We start from the raw sequence: 21074 nt of genomic DNA on the forward strand, positions 1-21074 counted from the left end.
ATCTCCCTGTGGGAGCGAGCTTGCTCGCGATGACGGCAGCACATCCCACATCACCGGTTCAGACAGACCGCTATCGCGAGCAAGCTCGCTCCCACATTTAAATAAAGGGGCTTAGGCCAACACCTCACCCGCCACCTGATCGATAGCCTCTTTGGTGATGTCGACGATCAGTTCCGCATCTTCGCGAGTCAGGATCAGGGGCGGGGCGAAGCCCAGGATGTCGCCGTGGGGCATGGCGCGGGCGATCATGCCGCGTTCCAGGCAGGCGGCCGAGACCTTCGGGCCGACTTTGAGCGCCGGGTCGAACGCCGTACGCTGTTCACGGTCGGCCATGAACTCAACCGCCGCCAGCATGCCGTCGCCGCGCACCTCGCCCACCAGCGGATGCCCCTCAAGCGTTTCACGCAGGCGACGATTGAGGTAACCGCCAACGTCCTCGGCGTTGGCCGTAAGGTTTTCCCGTTCTAGGATGTCGAGGTTGGCCAACGCCGCGGCTGCGCAGATCGGGTGTCCGGAATAGGTCCAGCCATGGCCCATGGCACCTTCGGCCTGGGAGGCTTTTTCAATCACGCTCCAGACCTTTTCCCCGATGATCACCGCCGACAACGGTGCATAGGCACTGGTCAGGCCTTTGGCGGTGGTGATCAGGTCCGGCTTCATGCCGTAGCGCTGGCTGCCCATCTTCGAGCCCAGGCGGCCGAACGCGCAGACCACTTCATCGGCAATCAGCAGCACGTCGTATTTTTTCAGCACGGCCTGGATTGCATCCCAATAACCGGCGGGAGGAACGATGATGCCCCCGGTGCCCATCAACGGCTCGCCAATGAACGCCGCCACGGTGTCCGGGCCTTCGGCGAGGATCATTTTTTCCAGTTCGTCGGCGCAGTAACCCACGAACGCTGCCTCGTCCATGCCCGCCGGAGCCTTGCGATACCAGTGAGGACACACGGTGTGCTTGACCCCTTCCACCGGCAGATCGAAATGTTGGTGGAAGGTCGCCAGGCCGGTCAGGCTGCCGGTCATGATGCCTGAGCCATGGTAACCGCGGTCCCGTGAAATGATTTTTTTCTTCAGCGGCCGACCCAGTACGTTGTTGTAGTAGCGCACCAGCTTGACCTGGGTCTCGTTGGCATCGGAGCCGGACAAACCGTAATAGACCTTCTTCATCCCTTCCGGCGCCCAGTCCATGATGCGGCTGGACAGCTCGATGATCGCCTCGCTCGAGTGGCCGACGTAGGTGTGGTAGTAGGCCAGTTCCTTGGCCTGTTTGTAGATGGCGTCGGCCACCTCGGTGCGCCCGTAGCCGATGTTCACGCAATAGAGGCCGGCGAAGGCGTCGATGAACTCACGGCCTTCATGGTCGCGAATGCGAACGCCTGACGCACTTTTGATGATCCGCCCCTTGAGCGCGCCGCTGGCATGGTCGTGAGCGTGGGTCGAGGGGTGCATGAAATGCGCACGGTCTTGTTCGAACAGCGTGTTGAATGCTTGGCTCATGCGGACTCTCCTGGGAACTGGCCTTGATGGTGCAGGCAAAAATATTTGGTTTCGACAAAGGGCTCGAAGCCCTCGCTGCCCCCCTCGCGGCCGAGGCCCGAGGCTTTCATGCCACCGAAGGGAATCGGGTGGCCGGTGAATTTGACGCCGTTGACCGCGACCATGGCGTGGTCGAGACGGCGGATCAGCGGATAGATGACGTCCAGGCGGTTGGAACAAATATAGGCCGCCAGCCCGTATTCGGTGTCGTTGGCCATTTCGATGGCTTCGTCCAGAGTGTCGAACGGCATCACCCCGGCGATGGGCGCGAAGTTTTCTTCACGGTAGATGCGCATGTGCGGCGTGACGTCGGCCAGCACCGTCGGCTGGTAGAACAGTCCGCCCAGGGCATGGGCCTCACCGCCCACCAGGCGTTGCGCGCCCAGGGCCAGGGCATCGGCGACGCGGTCGGCGGTCACGTCGAACGCAGCCTGATGCATCAGCGGGCCCACGTCCACCGCCTGCTCCTGCTGATCGACCATGGCCGGGCCGACTCGCAAGGCCCGCACCGCCGCGGCAAATCCCGTGAGAAACGCCTGGTAGACCGGACGCTGCACCATGATCCGGTTGGCCGCGCAGCAGTCCTGCCCCGAGGTCTGGAACTTCGCCTCCACGGCGACTTTCACTGCCAGCGCCAGGTCGGCATCGGCGCAGACAATGAACGGCGCGTTGCCGCCCAGTTCCAGCGCGACTTTCTTCACGTCATGGGCCGCCGCCTGCAGCACCAGCTTGCCGACCCGAGTCGAGCCCGTGAAGCTCACCGAGCGAACACGACGGTCCTTGACCAGGGTTTCCATGGCCATTTGCGGCTCACCCAAGACCACATTGAAGACCCCGGCGGGAAAGCCGGCTTCCTCGGCCAGTTGCGCCAGGGCCAACGCTGAGTAAGGCGTTTCGTGGGCCGGCTTGATCACCACCGTACAACCGGCGGCCAGGGCGGCGGCGGCCTTGCGGGTAATCATTGCCGAAGGAAAATTCCACGGCGTGAGCAGCGCGCAGACACCCACCGGCTCCTTGATCGTGCCCAGGTGCGCATTCTGGATATGGCTGGGGATGTTCTGACCGTACAGGCGCCGAGCCTCTTCGGCGAACCATGGGATGAAACTGGCGGCATAGGCAATTTCGCCACGGGACTCGGCCAGTGGCTTGCCTTGCTCCAGGCTGAGGATGCGCGCGAGGTCTTCGCTGTGTTCGCTGATCAACGCTGCCCAGCGCCGCAGGATCGCGCCACGGGTCTCCAGGCTCTGTTCGCGCCACGCAGGGAATGCACGGTGCGCCGCGTCCACCGCCGCGACGATCTGTGGCTGATCGAGCATCGGCACATGGCCGATGACCGTGCGCGTGGCAGGGTTGTGGACGGCCACGCTGTGGCCACTGTCGCTGTGGACCCAATGGCCATCGATGTAGCAGAGCGCTTTGAACAACAGCGGATGTTGGTAAGGCATGACGTTCACTCCAGAGCGTGTGCGTGAATCCATGCTAGGGCAGCGGTGCTTGGGTTATCGGGTGTTTGAGCGGGGGCAGACCTTGGTTTTTTTCTGGAAACGACCTGCGAAAAAGTGTTTTCCGTGGTGCTCAGGAGGATGGCGCCAGCTCCGCCGGCAAGGCGCCGGCGGTCTTGATGGTCTTGGTGACGATGTAGGTGAAATAGCGTTCTATGCCCAGGTCCTCCAGCAGCAGTTGGTCGACGAAGCGTTGGTAGGCATCGACGTCCGGCGCCTGGATCATCGCCAGGTAATCGACCCCGCCGCCGGTGGCGTAACAGAATGCCACCTCGGGCGCGGCGATCATGCGTTGCTCGAAACGGCGCATGTCCTGGGCGGTGTGCCGGGCCAGGGTGATTTCCACCAGCACCTGCTGACGCTTGAACACCGCAGCCCAATCGATCTGCGCTCGATAGCCGACGATCAGGCCCGCCGCTTCCAGCTTGCGCACCCGCTCCCAGGCCGGCGTCACCGACAGGTTGATGGCCTCGGCCAGGCTCGACTTGGTGATCCGCCCATCCTCGGCGAGGATCTGCAGGATCTTGAGGTCGTAGCGATCGAGCTTGTGCATGGGCAGGGCTCCGGACAGTTAAAAACTCAGACTCAACGCAAGCCTTTGTGGGAGCGAGCTTGCTCGCGATGAGGCCCGCACATTCAACATCGCCGTCTCAGAGACTCCGCTATCGCGAGCAAGCTCGCTCCCACAGGGGATTGGTGGCTGGCTGTCATCAAGCCAACACATCCGCAATCACCGCCAGCGTATCGCCACACTGCACCAACCCGGGAAAGTGTCGGGCCGCCAGCAGGCCGCTACGGGCGGCGCGGTATTCGACCGGGGCGACGCCGCTGCGGGTGATGTCGTAGATCCGTGCCACCACCTCGCCGTGGGTCACGTGCTCCCCCAGGTCGCGGCACATTTCCAGCAAACCGTCGTGCTCGCTGGCAATGAAACAACTGGCGTCCGGCATGTCGAGCACCAGCGACGGCTGCAACTCGATCGTGCCCCGCAGGATGCCAGCGTGGATCAGCAGGTTGCGCACCCCACGCTCGGCAATCGCCACGCTGCGGGCGGTCGACGAACCGCCGCCGCCCAGCTCCGTGGTGACGAACACCTTGCCCTGGGACTCGGCCGCCGTGTCGTACATCGCCCCAGCGTCCAGCTCCAGCATGCGCATGCAATACGGCGCGTTGAACGCCAGCATCCCGGCCTCGCAGCGCGCCTGCTGCGGTTTATCCGGCAATACGTGGCAGGCGGCGAACGGCAGGAAATCCAGGGTCCGGCCACCGGAATGAATGTCGAGGACAATGTCGGCCAAGGGCAATAAAGTGCGATTGAAGTAGTCGGCGATTTTCTCGGTGACGGTGCCATCCGGCCTGCCGGGAAAACAGCGGTTCAGGTTGCCCTTGTCGATGGGCGACGTCCGGCGCCCGGCATGGAACGCCGGGGTGTTCATGAACGGCACGATGATCACCCGCCCACTGACTTCGTTGGCGGTCAGTTGCTGGGCCAGTTTGCTCAGGGCCACCGGGCCTTCGTATTCATCGCCATGGTTGCCACCGCTGAGCAGCGCCGTCGGACCGCTACCGCGCTGGATGACCGTGATGGGGATCATCACGGCGCCCCAGGCAGAATCGTCCCGCGAATACGGCAGTTTGAGAAAGCCGTGCTGCACGCCCTCGCGGCTGAAGTCGACCGTGGCGCTGATGGGATTGTTGGGCACGTCAGGCATGGGTCAATCCTTCACGAACAGTTGACGAGGCACGTTGCACAGCGTCTCGACGCCGGTCTCGGTGATCAGGATGCTTTCGGTGATTTCCAGGCCCCAATCGTCCATCCACAGCCCCGGCATGAAGTGGAAGGTCATGCCCGGCTGCAACACGCTGTTGTCGCCGGGGCGCAGGCTCATGGTGCGCTCGCCCCAATCCGGCGGATAACTGATCCCGATGGGGTAGCCGCAACGGCTGTCCTTGTGAATGCCGAATTTCTCCAGCACCTTGAAAAACGCCACGGCAATGTCGCCCGTGGTGTTGCCCGGCTTGGCCGCATCCAGGCCGGCGGCGATGCCTTCGACCACGGCTTTTTCGCCGTCGAGGAAATGTTGCGGTGGCTTGCCCAGGTAAATGGTGCGCGAGAGCGGGCAGTGGTAACGCTTGTAGCAACCGGCGATTTCAAAGAAGGTGCCGGCGCCCTGTTCGAACGGCGAATCGTCCCAGGTCAGGTGTGGCGCGCTGGCATCGGCGCCAGTGGGCAGCAGTGGCACGATGGCCGGATAGTCACCGCCATGGCCATCGACGCCGAGGATGCCGCTGCTATAGATCTCGGCCACCAGTTCGTTCTTGCGCATGCCCGGCTCGATCCGCTCCAGGATCCGGCTGTGCATGTTTTCGACGATGCGCGCGGCGATGCGCATGTAGGCGATTTCCTGGGGCGATTTGACCGCTCGCTGCCAGTTCACCAGACCCACTGCATCCACCAGTTTTGCCTCGGGCAAATGCTTTTGCAGCGACAGGTACGCCGCGGCGCTGAAGTAATAGTTGTCCATTTCCACGCCGATGCTCAGCGCGCCCCAGCCACGGGCGATGATCACCTCGCGGGACAGGTAGTCCATGGGATGGCGCTCGCGGGCCTGCACATAGATGTCCGGGTAGCCGACGATGTTGTCGGCCTGCATGAACACCGTGCGCTTGGCGCCGTTGGCATCCTGGCCACGCCCGAACCACACGGGCTCGCCCTCCAGCGCCACCAGCACACACTGGTGCACATAGAACGACCAGCCGTCATAGCCGGTGAGCCAGGCCATGTTCGACGGGTCGGTCACCACCAGCAACTCCAGGCCCTGGGCCTGCATGGCCGCACGAACCTTCGCCAGGCGTTGGCTATATTCCTCCCGCTGGAACGGAAGATTGACGACGATCTCTGACATCCACCTGCCCTCTGTTCAATGACCCATGAGAAAAATGATCTAGCGGCCGAACGCAAAGCCCTTGCTCGCCGCCCGTGCCCGCTCGAACGCCAGGTTGGCGATGGCGGTGTCCTGGGCGCCGGTGCCGGTGAGATCGCACAGGGTGACCTGCGCTTCGTCGGTACGCCCGGCCCACTGCCCCGCCAGCACCTGGCCCAGCTCCCGCAACGCGACCTCATCGCCAACGGTGCCGGCCGCCAGGGCGTGGTGCAGTTCGCCGAGCACGCGGGTCTGGCTCAGGCGATCGGCGACATAGCAGTCGACGGCCGCCAGGGCTTGCGGGGAAATTTCGTTCTTGTGTTCCGCGTCCGAGCCCATCGCCGTGATGTGCAGGCCGGGGTGCAGATGGCGAGCCTGGATCAACGGCTCGCGACTGGGGGTGCAGGTGATGGCGATGTCCACGCCTTCCAGGGCATCGTCAATGGAGGCGCATGGCATGACGGCCAGTCCGCTGTCACGCGCCAGTGCCTGACTGAACGCCTGGGCCTTTTGCGCATCCCGCGCCCAGACCCGCACCTCGTCGATGGGCCGCACCAGGCGCAGCGCCTGAAGCTGCAGAGCCGACTGTTCGCCAGCACCGATCAGCGCGACGCTGCGGCTTTGCACACGAGACAGGCAACGCGCTGCCACCGCCCCGGCCGCCGCGGTGCGTACGGCGGTGAGGTAACCGTTGTCCAGCAGCAGGGCTTCCAGCAGACCGGTGCGTGCCGAGAGCAGCATCATCATGCCGTTGAGGCTGGGCAGGCCGAGCGCGGGATTATCGAAAAAGCCCGGGCTGACCTTGATGGCGAAGCGTTCCAGGCCCGGCAGGTACGCGGTTTTCACATCCACTTCGCCGTTGTGCTCGGGAATGTCCAAGCGCAGGATCGGCGGCATCGCCACGGCGGCGGTGGCCAACAATACGAAGGCCTGCTCGATGGCGTCGATGCTGGCCAGGTCGAGGGCCACGCAACTGCGCAGGTCGGCTTCGCTCAATAGGATGACTTCACTCATGACTGGCTCCGTTAACGGGTTATCAAGCGTTGGCACCGGCGATCACACGGGCATGTTGTTCGGTGTCGACATTGCGCCCGCTGACCACCAGAACGATGGGGCCGCGCGGCTCGACCAAGCCGTCGAGCAGCGCCGCGATGCCCACTGCCGCAGCGCCTTCGAGCACCAGGCGTTCGTGGTGATAAGCGTGGCGGATGGCATTGGCGATGGAGGCTTCCGAAAGCAGGTGCAGGTCATCGCGCAGCTGTCGGGTCATGGCGAAGGTGTAGCGGTTGTCCAGGCCGATACCGCCGCCTAGAGAGTCGGCCAGCGTCGGCAGCTCTTCGACGTCCACGGGCTGCCCCGCGACGAGGCTGGCGTGCATCGCCGCACCTCGGGCCATGCTGATGCCGTGGACCTGGATCGCTGGGCTGGCACGTTTGAGGGCCAGGGCAACGCCGGCGAACAGACCGCCACCGGACAACGGCACCAGCACTTGGGCCACCTCCGGTTGCTGCTCGAGGATCTCCAGGCCGAGGGTGCCCTGGCCGGCGATGATCGCCGGGTGATCGAAAGGCGGCAAAAAGGTCGCGCCCTGCTCCCGGGCGATGCGTTCGGCTTCACGCTGGGCATCGTCCTGGGACTGGCCGACGATGCACACCTCGGCGCCCAAATCGCGAATCGCCTGCACTTTGTTGGCCGGGACCAGGTTCGACAGGCAGACAATCGCTTTGACGCCCTGCTGCGAGGCGGCATAGGCGAGCGCCCGACCGTGATTGCCGGTCGAAGCCGTGACCACACCCTTGGTCTTTTGCTCGGGACTGAGCTGCGCCACAGCATTGCTCGCCCCGCGCAGCTTGAAGCTGCCGGTGATTTGCAGGGCTTCGAGCTTGAGGTACACCGCCACGCCCATCAACCGCGACAGACTCGGGGAATGCTCCATAGGCGTATGCCGCACCAGCGACTCGATACGCTGGCGAGCGAGGTAGATATCCTGAAGCTGCAACCCTGTCATGACTGCGTCCCGAGCGGATGTGTTGGACGCAGTCTAAGAGGGCTGGATTGCGGTGATGAATGTACTAGGGCAATTTAATGACTTTGCTTGAACGGTAGCCAATCCCCTGTGGGAGCGAGCTTGCTCGCGATTGGGCCCTCACATTCAACATCTCTGGTGGCTGACACACCGCTATCGCGAGCAAGCTCGCTCCCACAGGGGGATGTGGTGTTCACAAATTCGGCATTTCAGAAATCATGGATCTGCGGGTACTGGTTGAAGATGTCCCGCATCCCCGCCAGGGCATGGCGCATTTCCTCATCGTTGCACTCAGCCCCGACGCAGACCCGCACCGCGCGGGGCCTGGGGGTGCCGCGCACGGTGAACGGGTCGGGGGAAGTCACGGCGATGTGCTTGTGCCGCAGCGCCCGCACCAGACTGTCCACCTCCCAATGGGTCGGGATGCCGATCCAGGCGTTCAAGGCGTGGGGATGCTGGCCCAGCAGATGCTCGCCCATGTACTCGGTGACCATCGCCTGGCGCCCGGCCAGCAGTTGGCGTTGCAACTGCAGCAGCGACTCGGCGCGGCCATCGCGAATCCAGCGGGTGGCGATCTCCGAGACCATGGGCGTGGCCATCCAACTGTTGACCCGCAGGATGCTTTCGGTGCGCAAGGCCAGCCGCTTGGGCACCACCAGGTAACCGGTGCGCAGCCCCGTGAGTACCGACTTGGTCATGCTCGTGCAATAGAACGACAGCTCCGGCAGGTAATGACTGATGGGCGGCGCCCGGCGCTCGTCCAGCAACGGACCGTACACATCGTCCTCGATAATGTGCACGCCAAAACGCCGGGCGATCTCGGCGATTTCCCGGCGGCGGGCGTCGGGCATCAGGCTGGTGGTGGGGTTGTTCAGGTTCGGCGTGCACACCAGCGCGGTGATGCGCTCGTTGCTGCACATGTCTTCGAAATGTTCCGGGTCGATGCCATAGCGGTCCATCTCCAGGCCCTTGAGGGTGAAGCCCAGCACCTGGGAATTGCCGATCACGCCATGGTCGGTCAAGCCTTCGCAGAGCACTACATCGTCGGGCCCCGCCAAGGACGCGAGGGCGAGGAAAATCCCGTGGGCCGCGCCGTTGGTGATCAGCACATCGTTACGGTCGACTTTCAACCCTTGCCGGCCGATCCACTGCGCCGCCGCTTCGCGATGGGATTCAAAACCGGCGATGGGGCGAAAGGCGTGAATCCACGGTTGGTCTTCTTCAGTGCTCAGCGCCGCGCAGGTATCCCGCCAGGCCTGGTCATGCTCGCGGGTGTGCAGGATTCGAGTGATGGAAAAATCCACCAGCGCCCGCTCGGGGCTGTCGAGAATGTAAGTCGCCACCCGGTCGCTCATGCGCCGCGAGACGAAACTGCCGCGCCCAACCTCACAGCGCACCAGTCCCTGGCGCTCCAGCTCCTTATACGCGTTGGTGACGGTCTGCACGCTGATGCCCATGGCGTCGGCCACCTGCCGTTGCGGCGGCAGGCGCTGGTCATTGGCCAGGCTGCCCTGTTCGATATCGTCGGCAATGGCCTGCACCAGAATCTTGTATTTGGATTCACCGCTGCGGGCGAGGTCCAAGGCTGACTTCCACTTATCCATGACAGCTGCAACCGGCGTGTGTAGGGGGTGCGCACAGCATTGCGCGGCCATCGCGGCAAAGCAATTGTCCTAGTGCAATGCAATCGATGCCGGGGCTTTTGTATGCTCGGTTCAAGGTCGGCATCCAGGCGGGTTCATTGCCCCGACAAAAAGCCGGATCGACCTGTACCGGCGCCGTTCCCGATTCCAGGCCACGCCCGGATCCGCCGCTGTACGCTTTGCTCTTGTAACACTGCCTCCTACCACAGAGCCGTCAACGACGGATCCACAAGAAACAGGAGATTTTATCGATGAGCAATTTTCTTCCCAGCACCTGCGCGCCCTTGCGTCGGCTCTTGTTGACCTGTGCCGTACTGGGCCTGGCCGGCAGCGTTCAAGCGGCTGCCCTGGATACCGTCAAAAGCAACAGCAGCATTCGGATCGGCTACGCCAACGAAACCCCGTTCGCCTTCACCGAAACCGACGGCACCGTCACCGGTGAGTCGCCGGAGATCGCCAAGGTGATTTTCGCCAGGATGGGCATCAAGCAGGTCAATGGCGTGCTCACCGAATGGGGTTCGCTGATCCCGGGCCTGCGGGCAGGTCGCTTCGACGTGATTGCCGCCGGCATGTACATCACTCCGGCGCGCTGCAAGCAAGTGTTGTTCACCGATCCGCAGTACCAGTTGCCCGACGCGCTGCTCGTGGCCAAGGGCAACCCGAAAAAACTCCACAGCTATGAAGACATCGCCAAGCAACCGGATGTGAAACTGGCAATCATGGCCGGCACGGTGAACCTGGCTTATGCCCGCGATTCCGGGGTCAAGGATGAGCAGATCCTCCAAGTCCCCGACACCACCGCACAACTGCAAGCGGTGCGCGCCGGTCGTGCGGACGCTGCCGTCGGCACGCAGCTGACCATGAAAGGCCTCGCCAGCAAGGGCGGTGAAAAAGTCGAGGCGATGACCGCGTTCAAGGACGACCCGTCCCACATCGGCTATGGCGCCCTGGCCTTCCGCCCAGAAGACAAAGACCTGCGCGATGCGGTCAATGCCGAGCTGAAAAAGTGGCTGGGCTCCGAAGAGCATCTCAAGACGGTTGCGCCATTCGGTTTCGACAAATCCAACGTGACCAGCAAGACCGCGGCCGAGCTCTGCGCTCAGTAGTCGACAAGACTGGCGTGCCGAAACGGGCATGACGCGTAGAGCGTGATGCCTGTTCCCTGCTTCATCGGAGATCGGGTCGAACCATGGGCGAATTACTTCCGTTATTGATACAAGGGGCCTGGGTCACGCTCCAGGTGACCTTCTTTGGCTCGCTGCTGGCGATTGTCGCGGCGGTACTCGCAGCACTCGGGCGGCTTTCGCCGTGGCGGGCGTTGCGCTGGTTTTCCATCACCTACATCGAAGTGTTTCGTGGCACCTCGTTGCTGGTGCAATTGTTCTGGCTGTTCTTCGTGCTGCCACTACCGCCCTTCAACATTGAGCTGAGCCCTTACGCCGTGGCCATTGTCGGCCTGGGCCTGCACATTGGCGCCTACGGTGCGGAAGTGATGCGCGGCGCCATCAGCTCGGTCGCCAAGGGCCAATACGAAGCCTGCACGGCGTTGAATTTCAGCGCCTTCACCCGCTTCAAGCGGATCATCCTGCCGCAGGCGTTGCTGGCGGCAATTCCACCGGGCACCAACCTGTTGATCGAGCTGCTGAAGAACACCTCGCTGGTGTCGCTGATCACCTTGTCCGACTTGAGCTTCCGGGCGCGCCAGTTGGATCAGGCGACGTTCCAGACCCTGGAGGTCTTCAGCCTGGCGCTGGTGCTGTATTTCATCCTCGCCCAAGCCATCAACTTCGGCATGCGCCACCTCGAACGACGGCTGAGCCGGGGCCGGATGCGTGGAGGTTTGTCATGACGCTGTTCGACTGGTCCTACGCCGCGCACATCCTGCCGGACCTGCTGCGCGCCTCCCTCAATACCGTGGGCATTACCTTGATCGGCTTCCTGATCGCGATCGTCCTGGGACTCTTCCTGGCGATTGGTCGGCGCAGCCGCAAATTCTGGTTGTCGTGGCCGGCCACGGCGGTGATCGAGTTCATCCGCAGCACGCCGTTGCTGATCCAGGTGTATTTCCTCTACTACGTGCTGCCCAACTACGGCTTGAGTCTGACGGCCATGCAGGTCGGTATCCTCGGCATCGGCCTGCACTACGCCTGCTACATCGCCGAGGTCTATCGCAGCGGCCTCGACGCGGTACCGCGGGCGCAGTGGGAAGCGGTGACGGCGTTGAACATCGCGCCGTACGACGCCTACCGCAACATCATCCTGCCCCAGGCGCTGCGACCGATCGTGCCGCCCCTGGGCAACTACCTGGTGGCGATGCTCAAGGACACGCCGGTGCTGTCGGCGATCACCGTGGTGGAAATCATGCAGCAGGCCAAGAACATCGGTTCGGAGAATTTCCGTTACCTGGAACCGATCACCATGGTTGGTCTGTTCTTCCTCGCCCTGAGCCTTGCCTTGGCTTATCTGGTACGGCGCCTTGAAACGCGCATGGAGCTACGCTAATGACTTTACCTCTGTCCACGCCCACCGATTTGTCCCGGCGCAGCACGCTGGCGTCGCAGCAGGAGGCCCCGGCCATGCAAATTCCGACACCGTCCCGGCCGATTGTGAGTTTCCAGGACGTGACCAAAAGCTACGGCAGTTTCACGGTGCTCGACCATCTGAACCTGGATGTCGCGCCCGGTGAAAAGGTCGCGATCATCGGTCCCAGCGGCTCGGGCAAGTCCACGCTGCTGCGGGTGTTGATGACCCTGGAAGGCATCGACCAGGGCCAGATCCGCGTCGAGGATGACTCACTGACCCACATGTCCAACCGCAACGGCGTGCTGGTACCGGCCAACGACCGACACATACGCCGGGTGCGCGGCAAGATCGGCATGGTGTTCCAGAGCTTCAACCTGTTCCCCCACATGACCGCGTTGCAGAATGTGATCGAGGCGCCGGTGCAGGTGCTGGGCATGAACCCGAAAGAAGCCCGGGAGCGCGCCGCTGACCTGCTGGAACTGGTGGGGCTGGGCAACAAGCTCGACCATTACCCGTCGCAGTTGTCCGGCGGCCAGCAACAACGGGTGGCGATTGCCCGGGCGCTGGCGATGCGGCCCAAGGTGATGCTGTTCGACGAAGTGACCTCGGCGCTCGACCCGGAGCTGTGCGGCGAGGTGCTGAACGTGATCCGCAAACTGGGGGCTGAACACAACCTGACGATGTTGATGGTGACCCACCAGATGGGCTTCGCCCGGGAATTCGCCGACCGGGTGTGCTTCTTCTACAAGGGACAGATCCATGAACAAGGCACCCCGGCGCAGATCTTCGAGCACCCGCAGCAGGAACGTACGTGTGCGTTCTTGAGTGCGGTGAAAGAGGCGAATTGACCTCCACCCATCACTCAAGTGAACACCTTTGTGGCGAGGGAGCTTGCTCCCTCGCCACAGGTTGTGTGTGGGTTAACCATGCCCCGGACCAGACAGGGTTGGCGATAGCCAGCCAAAAAAAGGGGGGCCATGTGTGCATGGCCCCCCTTTTTATTTACCGCCCAGCCGTTATGGGTACTGCTGGTAAGTCTGCCCCTGCTGCTGCGGCGCCTCCTGGTATTGCTGGCCGGGAATCGCCTTGAGGTTGACCTCGACACGGCGGTTTTGCGCGCGGCCATTGACGTCGGCGTTGCTGGCCACCGGGTTGTCCGGGCCGGCGCCACGGGCCGAGAGGTTGGCACCGCTCACGCCCTGGGACGTCAGGTAGGTCGCCACGCTCTGGGCACGGCGCTGGGACAGGTCCATGTTGTGCTGGCGGCTGCCAGTGCTGTCGGTGTAGCCGACGATCTCGATCTGGTTCTGGTTGAACTCCTTGAGGGAGTTGGCCAGGTTGTTCAGCGGCTGGTAGAAGCTGGACGCGATGTTCGCCGAGTCGGTGGCGAAGGTGATGTTGCCCGGCATGATCAGCTTGATCTGGTCGCCCTGGCGCTGCACTTCAACACCGGTATTGGCCATGCTGGCGCGCAGTTTCTTTTCCTGCTGGTCGGCGTAGTAACCGTAGCCGGCCGCGGAAGCGCCCACCACCGCCGCACCGATCAACGCACCCTTGCCCCGGTTATCGTGACCAATGGCCGCACCGGCCAACGCCCCCGCCAGCGCACCGAGGCCGCCGTACTTGGCGGTTTTGCTCATGCCCGACGATTCGGTAGAGGCCTGGCCCTGGTTGTCATAGGGGTTAGGCGACGCACAGCCGGACAACAAGGCCACAGCAGTAGCGACAACGATCAAGCGACGCGAGGTGAACATGGAATGCTCCTGGTTTTCAGTCTGAAGTGCCAGGGCGTAGGCAATCGACTCTGGCAGGCGTTGGAACGCGGCAATCGTTAAAAATTCCGTCCCGCTGCGTTGCGCTTCGCCCGGCTGCTTCAGAAAAAACCGTCGTCTGGGCGGGCTGCCTCAGCCCTGCGCCAGACAGCGGCTCACGCCCCCGACGATCATCTCCACTTCCCGCCCATCAATCGTCAGCGGCGGCAGCAGGCGGATGGTCTGGCCCCGAGTGACATTGATCAGCAGACCGTGGTCCCGGGCGGCGCGAAGGGTCAGGTCGCGGACCGGCTGCTTGAGTTCGATGCCGATCATCAAGCCCTGGCCGCGAATCGCCAAGACATTCGGGTTGTCCGCCAGCTCGGTCTGCAAGCGGCTCAACAATTGTTCGCCCTGATGCCTGGCGTTATCCACCAGCGCTTGCTCCTCGATGATGTCCAGCACCGTGCAGCCGACCCGACAGGCCAGCGGATTGCCGCCGAACGTACTGCCATGGCTGCCGGGGGTAAACAGCTCGGCAGCCTTGCCCCGTGCCAGGCAGGCGCCGATGGGCACACCGTTGCCCAGGCCTTTGGCCAGGGTCATGACATCCGGCACGATGCCCTCGTGCTGGAACGCGAACCATTGGCCGGTGCGACCGATGCCGGTCTGGATCTCGTCGAGCATCAACAACCAGGCGCGCCGACTGCACAACTGCCGCAAAGCCTTGAAGTACCCCGGTGGGGCGAGTTGCACACCGCTTTCACCCTGGATCGGCTCCACCAGCACCGCGACGATGCGCTCGGCGTGAGCCTGTTGAATCTGTTCCAGCGCCGCGAGATCGCCGAACGGCACCTTGATGAAATCCCCCGGCAACCGGTTGTAGCCCAGCCGCACGGACGGACCGTCACTGGCGGACATGGTGCCCAAGGTGCGCCCATGGAACGCGTTGTCCATGACCACCACCAAGGGCTGCTCGATACCCTTGTGCCAGCCGTAGAGGCGCGCCAGCTTCAGTGCGGTTTCGTTGGCCTCGGCACCTGAGTTATTGAAAAACGCCCGCTCCAGCCCCGACAGCCGGGTGAGCTTTTGCGCCAGGCGTTGCTGCCAATCGATGCTGTACAGGTTGGAGGTGTGCAACAGCAGGCCGGCCTGCTCGCTGATGGCGGCCACCAGCCGCGGGTGGGAATGGCCGACATTGGTCACCGCCACGCCCGCCACCGCATCGAGGTATTCACGACCGTCCTGGTCCCACAGGCGCGTCCCCAAGCCATGGGTGAAATTCAGCGCCAAGGGTTGGTAGGTGGTCATCAGGCAGGCAGCGGTCATGGCATCAAGCTCCATCGGGTGGTTTTTTCCAGTATGGTTAGCCACCAAGACTGGATAAACGCTGCTTTACTTCAATCATTTAAAAGTTGAGCTTGATAATGGACCTGTTCCAGGCAATGACCGTTTACGTGAAGGTGGTAGAAACCGGGAGCCTGACGGCAGCGGGCCAGGCGTGCGAAATGTCCACCACAATGGTGGGCAATCATCTTCGTGCCCTGGAGCAACGCCTCGGCGTACGCCTGATCAACCGTACGACGCGGCGCCAGCGCCTGACAGAATTCGGCTCGACCTACTACCAGCGCTGCCTGGAAGTACTGGGGCTGGTGGCCGACTCCGAACGCCTGGCCGAACAGACCCAAGGCGAGCCCACCGGCACCCTGCGCATCACTGCACCGTTGACCTTTGGTACCGAACGCCTTTCGCCGGCGCTGGCCGAATTCAGCCAGCGCTTCGCCCAGGTCAAGCTCGACGTGGTGCTGACCAACCAGCGCCTGGACCTGCTCGACCATGGCTTCGACGTCGCCATCCGCCTCGGCCATCCCGACCCGAAACTGATAGCCCGTCCGTTGCTGGACTACACCCTGACCATCTGCGCCTCCCCTGCCTACCTGGCCCGGCGCGGCACGCCGAAACAACCGGCGGACCTTCAACGACACGACTGCCTGTCGTTCGCCTATTCGGCAGCAGACGAATGGCGCTTCGCCCAGGATCACTGGCCCATCAACGGGCCGGACGGCGAAATCAAGGTGGCGGTGAACGGACCGATGCTGATCAACAGCTCCTCGGGCCTGCATCGCGCCGCCCTGGCCGGAATGGGCGTGGTGATGCTGCCCGATGCCCTGGTGGCCCAGGACCTGAAGGATGGGCACTTGGTGGCGTTGCTGCAGGGCTACCAATTGCCCCATCGACCGATGAGCCTGATGTACGCGCAGGATCGCTACCGTTTGCCGAAACTGCGCAGTTTTGTCGAATTTGCACTGGAGAAATGGGGCAAACCCCAACCCCCAGCCCAATGATGCTGTGGCGAGGGGATTTATCCCCGCTGGGTTGCGCAGCAACCCCAAGACTGTCGGTTCACATCGCAGGTGATGACGGGTTTGATGACTTTTGAGGGGGCCGCTACGCGACCCAGCGGGGATAAATCCCCTCGCCACAAAAGCAAACCCCGTCTGAACATCCGCCGCTAGTTCCCCACCCCCCCATCAGCTACTCTTCCTCCTTGGACGAGCATTTTGATATCAAGGCTGATGAGGAAACGACGATGGGAGATGCCTCGAACATCGACATGCTGCGGTTCGACCTGTCCGATCTGGACGAAGGCGTACTGCACACTATCCTGGAACTGGTCAGCGATGGCATCTGGGACTGGAATGCCAACACCGGCTTCGTCTACCGCAACCCCGGCTGGTACACGATGCTTGGTTACCTGCCTCATTCACTGGACAACACCGTACTGACCTGGGAAAGCGTGATCCATCCGGAAGATTACCCACGGGTCATGGCATTGTTCGACGACTACCTGGAGCAACGATCCCACCGCTACCAGGCCGAGTACCGTTGCCGTATGTGCGACGGGTCCTACATCTGGATTGAGGATCGCGGCTACGTGATCGTCCGCAACCCGGACGGCACGGTGGCCCGCATGATCGGTGCCCATCGCAGCATCGATGACAAGAAGCGCCTGTTCGAACAATTGGAACGGCGTAACAAATCCTTGGAAGCCATCATCGAAGAACGCACCCGCGAACTGTCCCGGGTCAACCATCAGCTGCAGCTCCAACTCGACGAGAACCGCAGGCTTGCCGAAACCGATGCCCTGACGCGGGTCGCCAACCGTTACCGCCTGGACCAAGCGCTGCCGCTGGCCTGTGAGCGCGCACAGCGTTTCCGCGAGCCGTTGTCGCTGATCGCCATGGACGTCGATGACTTCAAGGACATCAACGATCGCTACGGCCACGCCTTCGGTGACGCCGCGCTGGTGCAAGTGGTGCAGAGCGTCAAGCGCTGCGAGCGCGGCAGCGACTTGCTGGTGCGCTGGGGCGGTGACGAATTCATCATGATCTTGCCCAACACCACCCTGGCCGACGCTCGGCTGCTGGCGGAAAGCATTCGTCGTGGCCTGGCCGATCTGCTGCCGGTGGGCGACTTCCAGATCACCATGAGTTTTGGCGTGGTGCAGCGCTTGGAGGATGAACAGCACTCGGCGTTGCTGCACCGGGCGGACCAGGCGCTGTATCGCTCCAAGATGGCGGGCAAGAATGTGATTTGCGAATGAACGGTACCCCGGCCCAAACACAAAAAAGAATGCAGACATGATGCGTTGGCAGCGGTCATAGGCTGTATCTCTTGCGATCAGGCCTTCGCCCTTGCCAACTCGACCTCCCTCCTCCTCATGCCTTTACCTGGGCTGCGCCGGCTGGTCGCTGCCCCGGGAGCATTGGCCGGCCTTTACTGTCGACGGGACGCATTTGCAGCGCTACAGCAGCCGATTTCCCGCTGTGGAGATCAACAGCTCGTTCTACCGCCCGCACCGCCCCGCCACGTATGCCAAGTGGGCCGGCAGCGTTGCCGGGGACTTTCGCTTCTCGGTCAAGGTGCCCAAGCAGATGACTCATGAACGGCGGCTGATCGATTGCGAAGGGCTTATGGATGAATTCCTCGGGCAATGCTCGCAACTGGGGGAGAAGCTTGGCTGCCTGTTGATTCAATTGCCGCCGTCGCTGGCCTTCGAGGCGGCCGTGGCCGAAGTCTTCTTCAAGGCCTTGCGGGACCGTTATCAAGGTCATGCGGTGCTTGAGCCGCGACACCCGAGCTGGCTCGCCCCCCAGGCCGCAACGATCCTGCATGAGGCGTGCATCGGCCGGGTCGCCGCAGATCCGTCACCCTTGCCCGGCGGCGATCAACCCGCTGGCTGGCCTGGCATTCGCTACTACCGGTTGCACGGTTCGCCAAGGATCTATTACTCAGCTTACGAAGACGCCTGGCTGGAGCGCCTCGCCCAAACGTTGCAAGCCGACCCCGACACACCGACCTGGTGCATCTTCGACAACACCGCCAGTGGCGCCGCGACCGCCGACGCGTTGCGCTTGATGGGCCTGATGCTAGACGCAAAGCCGCTACCGGCAACAAATGGTCAGTTGCTGCCGGTCCGACCGTGACAACACCGCTCGGGTCCAATAGATTAGGCGACCGGAAAAAAGCTCAATGCCTTTCTCGCCTCATCCCGCTAACAGAAGTAGTGAAATTTCAATGTCCGATTCCAACACCGCTGAATCCGTAGTCACCCTGTCGTCCAAAGCGGAATACGAAAACTCCATCAATCTTTCACAGCATCTGCCCCAGGCCAAAACCATCAGCGAAATGGTCCTCGATGCGTTCCAGTCGAACCGCGAAAGCGACCAGATCCGCGAACTGCGCAACGCCATCCGTCAGGCCCACGATGCCTTCGACGATGACAAGGCCTACGAACTGATGGGCCAGCTCAAACAGCTCAAGGACGCCGAAGCCGCCGACTTCGCGGCCCTGGAAGACCTGAGCAGCCGCTTCCCGATCAGCCGCATCCTCTCCAGCTACAAGGACGATCCGACGTTCCAGGAACTGGTCTACGGCCTGGCCCTGAAAGTGCTGAATCAGACCCACCAGGCCATCAGCAACCCGAGCGGCAGCAAGGGCAAGGCCTCGCGGGCCAAGAAGGAAGCCGAAGTGTTTGTCATCAGCAAGGACGGCATCAGCGTCACCCTGCCCCTGCGCACACCACGCACCAAGCCGAACGTCGACCGCGAAGCCTTCGAGTTCCTGGGCTTCAACTTCATAGGCGAAGGCGACGACGCCGAGTTGGAAAGCGAAACCTTCCTGGACAATGACGGCACCGAACAACCGGCCACCCGCAAAGGCATTGTCACTGCGTTGCTACAGCAGAAAGCCTTCGACGGCTACAGCATCGCCCAGCAATAAGCCTCACCCGAGGCCCCTGTGGGAGCGAGCTTGCTCGCGATGAGGCCGCCACATTCAGCACTCATGCAGGCTGAACCACCGCTATCGCGAGCAAGCTCGCTCCCATAGGAACATCGACAGCCCGCAACCCCCATGAAAAAGCCCCGCGCTTCTCTCAAAGGCGGGGCTTTTTCATGGGGGAGGTATGAATGCCTCAAACAGCGCCGAGCCGCTCGACCATGTCTGGAAACTTCTCGACCAGTTTGATCAACAAAGCCGCCTGGGCATTGGGTTTGGATTTTTCCTGCTCCCAGTTCCTAAGGGTGCCAGGACTGGTCCTGATGCTCTTGGCGAAAACGGCTTGAGACATGCGAAGCTTGTCGCGCAATGCCACGATTTCCTGAGCCGACACCTCGGGCACCGGTTTCTCCTCGATCGATAGCTGGCGAAGGGTGATCTTGCCCTCCCTATGAGCGGCCATCTCCTCAACGCCTTGTATCATCTCGGCAAACAGATCACGTTTTTTCATAAGGTACCTCGCACTTTCAACTCAGCTTCTATGGCGCGCTTGAGCATCTTCTCTTGCTCGGTGGTCAGGTTTTCCAACTCGTCCTTGTCATAAATCGCGAACATCCAGAACTGACGATCACTCATGAGCCAATAGTAGATGACTCGCAGCCCACCTCGCTTCCCTTTGCCGCGACGTTCATCGAACCAGCGCAGCTTACGGAAGCCGCCGGTACGTGGCATGACGTCACCGACCTCTGGATGCCGCAACATATAGGACTGAAGCAGGCGATATTCATCGTCAGCCAGGTAATCGCCAACTGTGGCGGTGAACGTAGTCGTTTCAAAAAATAGGGTACGCATGGCAGAAACTATAGGCAAATTGCTTACAGTTCAACAAACCCTAATCTATTGCGACGAATGACAGCCAATCCACGCCCCTTTATAGACAAAAAGCCCCGCGCTTCTCTCGAAGGCGGGGCTTTTTCATGCAGCATCTGAAGCTTAAGGCGCGTACGTCAGCAGCAGCTCACTCGGCACTTTGAAGTCCAGGGACATCATGACGCTCAGGGCGGTGATGGTGAAGATCGAGAACACGAACAGCTTGCGTGCCCAGACCGTGTCATCCACCGCCTTGTAGCCGGTCCAGGCCATGTACAGCCAGTACATGCCCATGGCGGCGGCGACGGCGAGGTAGCTCATGCCGGCATAGCCGCTGAAGGTCAGCATCAAGGTTGCCACCAGGAAGGCCAGGATGTAGAGCAGGATGTGCTTCTTGGCCACGCGGATGCCGCGCTTGACCGGCAGCACCGGAATCGAGGCCGCCAGGTAGTCGTTGAAGCGGAAGATCGCAATGGCGTAGGAGTGCGGCATCTGCCACAGGCTGAACATCACCAGCAGCGTCAGCGCCGCCATGTCGAAGCTGTTGCTCACCGCCACGTAGCCGATCACCGGCGGCATAGCCCCCGACAGGCTGCCCACCAGCGTGCCGTGGACCGACTTGCGCTTGAGGTACAGGCTGTAGAGGCCGACGTAGATGACAAAACCGATCACCGCGAACAACGCCGCCAACGGATTGGCCACCCAGTACAACAGCGCCACCCCGGCCACGCCCAGCACCGTGGCGAATGCCAGGGCCAGTTGCACCGGAATCAGGCCTTGGACCAGCGCCCGATTCTTGGTGCGTTCCATCTTGATGTCGATGTCGCGGTCGATGCAGTTGTTGAACACGCAACCGGACGCCACCACCAGAGAAGTGCCGATCATCGCCGCCAGGAAGATGGCCAGATCGACATGCCCTTTCGAGGCCAGGAAAAACCCGCCTGCCACAGAAAGCACGTTACCGAAAATGATCCCCGGCTTGGTGATTTGGATAAAGTGCTTCAGGGACATCCGGACTT

Annotated in this window: 21 protein-coding genes; 8 read left to right on the plus strand and 13 right to left on the minus strand. The window is 62.3% G+C overall.

Features of this window, described 5'->3' with window-relative positions; translation table 11 throughout:
• Positions 1-111 precede the first annotated feature (111 nt).
• The 8 genes from AB7M32_RS27835 to ehuR form a co-directional block, all read right to left on the minus strand.
• Positions 112-1497, minus strand: coding sequence for an aminotransferase (locus AB7M32_RS27835; RefSeq protein ID WP_454251996.1), 1386 nt, complete (start codon positions 1495-1497; stop codon positions 112-114).
• Positions 1494-2981 (minus strand): NAD-dependent succinate-semialdehyde dehydrogenase, encoded by a 1488-nt coding sequence (locus AB7M32_RS27840; RefSeq protein WP_454251997.1) that lies wholly within the window; start codon positions 2979-2981, stop codon positions 1494-1496. The genes AB7M32_RS27835 and AB7M32_RS27840 overlap by 4 nt, the downstream gene beginning before the upstream one ends.
• Before the next feature lie 130 nt (positions 2982-3111).
• A complete protein-coding gene (locus AB7M32_RS27845; RefSeq protein WP_072409525.1) occupies positions 3112-3591 on the minus strand; it encodes an Lrp/AsnC family transcriptional regulator in 480 nt (159 codons plus the stop codon).
• Positions 3592-3748: 157 nt separating this feature from the next.
• Positions 3749-4750 (minus strand): N(2)-acetyl-L-2,4-diaminobutanoate deacetylase DoeB, encoded by a 1002-nt coding sequence (gene doeB / locus AB7M32_RS27850; RefSeq protein WP_454251998.1) that lies wholly within the window; start codon positions 4748-4750, stop codon positions 3749-3751.
• A 3-nt stretch (positions 4751-4753) separates the two neighbouring features.
• Positions 4754-5944, minus strand: coding sequence for an ectoine hydrolase DoeA (gene doeA / locus AB7M32_RS27855; RefSeq protein WP_454251999.1), 1191 nt, complete (start codon positions 5942-5944; stop codon positions 4754-4756).
• A gap of 39 nt (positions 5945-5983) precedes the next feature.
• On the minus strand, positions 5984-6976 hold the full coding sequence (locus tag AB7M32_RS27860) for a cyclodeaminase (protein WP_454252000.1): 993 nt from the start codon (positions 6974-6976) through the stop codon (positions 5984-5986).
• Positions 6977-6998: 22 nt separating this feature from the next.
• Positions 6999-7970 (minus strand): hydroxyectoine utilization dehydratase EutB, encoded by a 972-nt coding sequence (eutB, locus tag AB7M32_RS27865; RefSeq protein ID WP_454252001.1) that lies wholly within the window; start codon positions 7968-7970, stop codon positions 6999-7001.
• 227 nt (positions 7971-8197) lie between these two features.
• Positions 8198-9592 (minus strand): MocR-like ectoine utilization transcription factor EhuR, encoded by a 1395-nt coding sequence (gene ehuR, locus AB7M32_RS27870; protein WP_454252002.1) that lies wholly within the window; start codon positions 9590-9592, stop codon positions 8198-8200.
• Between the two features lie 290 nt (positions 9593-9882).
• On the opposite strand from ehuR, the gene ehuB reads away from it, so the two are divergent.
• The 4 genes from ehuB to ehuA all read left to right on the plus strand — a co-directional run bounded on the left by ehuB (position 9883) and on the right by ehuA (position 13002).
• On the plus strand, positions 9883-10737 hold the full coding sequence (ehuB, locus tag AB7M32_RS27875; protein ID WP_454252003.1) for an ectoine/hydroxyectoine ABC transporter substrate-binding protein EhuB: 855 nt from the start codon (positions 9883-9885) through the stop codon (positions 10735-10737).
• Between the two features lie 83 nt (positions 10738-10820).
• Entirely contained in the window at positions 10821-11480 is a 660-nt protein-coding gene (ehuC, locus tag AB7M32_RS27880) for an ectoine/hydroxyectoine ABC transporter permease subunit EhuC (protein ID WP_072409512.1), read from the plus strand.
• The gene (ehuD, locus tag AB7M32_RS27885; protein WP_454252004.1) at positions 11477-12133 is read left to right on the plus strand and encodes an ectoine/hydroxyectoine ABC transporter permease subunit EhuD; all 657 of its coding nucleotides are present in this window, start codon (positions 11477-11479) and stop codon (positions 12131-12133) included. Before ehuC ends, ehuD begins: the two co-directional genes overlap by 4 nt.
• Positions 12133-13002 (plus strand): ectoine/hydroxyectoine ABC transporter ATP-binding protein EhuA, encoded by an 870-nt coding sequence (gene ehuA / locus AB7M32_RS27890; RefSeq protein ID WP_454252005.1) that lies wholly within the window; start codon positions 12133-12135, stop codon positions 13000-13002. Before ehuD ends, ehuA begins: the two co-directional genes overlap by 1 nt.
• 168 nt (positions 13003-13170) lie before the next feature.
• Here ehuA and AB7M32_RS27895 read toward each other — a convergent pair whose 3' ends face one another.
• Together AB7M32_RS27895 and AB7M32_RS27900 are read right to left on the minus strand one after the other, a co-directional pair.
• Entirely contained in the window at positions 13171-13908 is a 738-nt protein-coding gene (locus AB7M32_RS27895; protein WP_063324469.1) for an OmpA family protein, read from the minus strand.
• 150 nt (positions 13909-14058) lie between these two features.
• Entirely contained in the window at positions 14059-15234 is a 1176-nt protein-coding gene (locus tag AB7M32_RS27900) for an acetylornithine/succinylornithine family transaminase (protein WP_454252006.1), read from the minus strand.
• A 98-nt stretch (positions 15235-15332) separates the two neighbouring features.
• On the opposite strand from AB7M32_RS27900, the gene AB7M32_RS27905 reads away from it, so the two are divergent.
• From AB7M32_RS27905 to AB7M32_RS27920, 4 genes are all read left to right on the plus strand, one after another.
• Positions 15333-16250: a LysR family transcriptional regulator gene (locus tag AB7M32_RS27905; protein ID WP_454252007.1), complete on the plus strand. Its 918-nt coding sequence runs from the start codon at positions 15333-15335 to the stop codon at positions 16248-16250.
• Between the two features lie 245 nt (positions 16251-16495).
• Positions 16496-17509, plus strand: coding sequence for a sensor domain-containing diguanylate cyclase (locus AB7M32_RS27910; protein ID WP_454252008.1), 1014 nt, complete (start codon positions 16496-16498; stop codon positions 17507-17509).
• Between the two features lie 91 nt (positions 17510-17600).
• On the plus strand, positions 17601-18392 hold the full coding sequence (locus AB7M32_RS27915; protein ID WP_454252009.1) for a DUF72 domain-containing protein: 792 nt from the start codon (positions 17601-17603) through the stop codon (positions 18390-18392).
• A gap of 91 nt (positions 18393-18483) precedes the next feature.
• Positions 18484-19188: a hypothetical protein gene (locus tag AB7M32_RS27920; protein WP_454252010.1), complete on the plus strand. Its 705-nt coding sequence runs from the start codon at positions 18484-18486 to the stop codon at positions 19186-19188.
• 193 nt (positions 19189-19381) lie between these two features.
• On the opposite strand, the gene AB7M32_RS27925 is transcribed toward AB7M32_RS27920, so the two are convergent.
• The 3 genes from AB7M32_RS27925 to cyoE form a co-directional block, all read right to left on the minus strand.
• Positions 19382-19696: a helix-turn-helix domain-containing protein gene (locus AB7M32_RS27925; protein WP_072409500.1), complete on the minus strand. Its 315-nt coding sequence runs from the start codon at positions 19694-19696 to the stop codon at positions 19382-19384.
• Positions 19693-20037 (minus strand): toxin, encoded by a 345-nt coding sequence (locus AB7M32_RS27930; protein WP_072409498.1) that lies wholly within the window; start codon positions 20035-20037, stop codon positions 19693-19695. The genes AB7M32_RS27925 and AB7M32_RS27930 overlap by 4 nt, the downstream gene beginning before the upstream one ends.
• Before the next feature lie 141 nt (positions 20038-20178).
• On the minus strand, positions 20179-21066 hold the full coding sequence (gene cyoE / locus AB7M32_RS27935; protein WP_003178131.1) for a heme o synthase: 888 nt from the start codon (positions 21064-21066) through the stop codon (positions 20179-20181).
• Positions 21067-21074: the final 8 nt, after the last annotated feature.

The sequence above is a fragment of the Pseudomonas sp. R151218B TE3479 genome, from assembly GCF_053629195.1.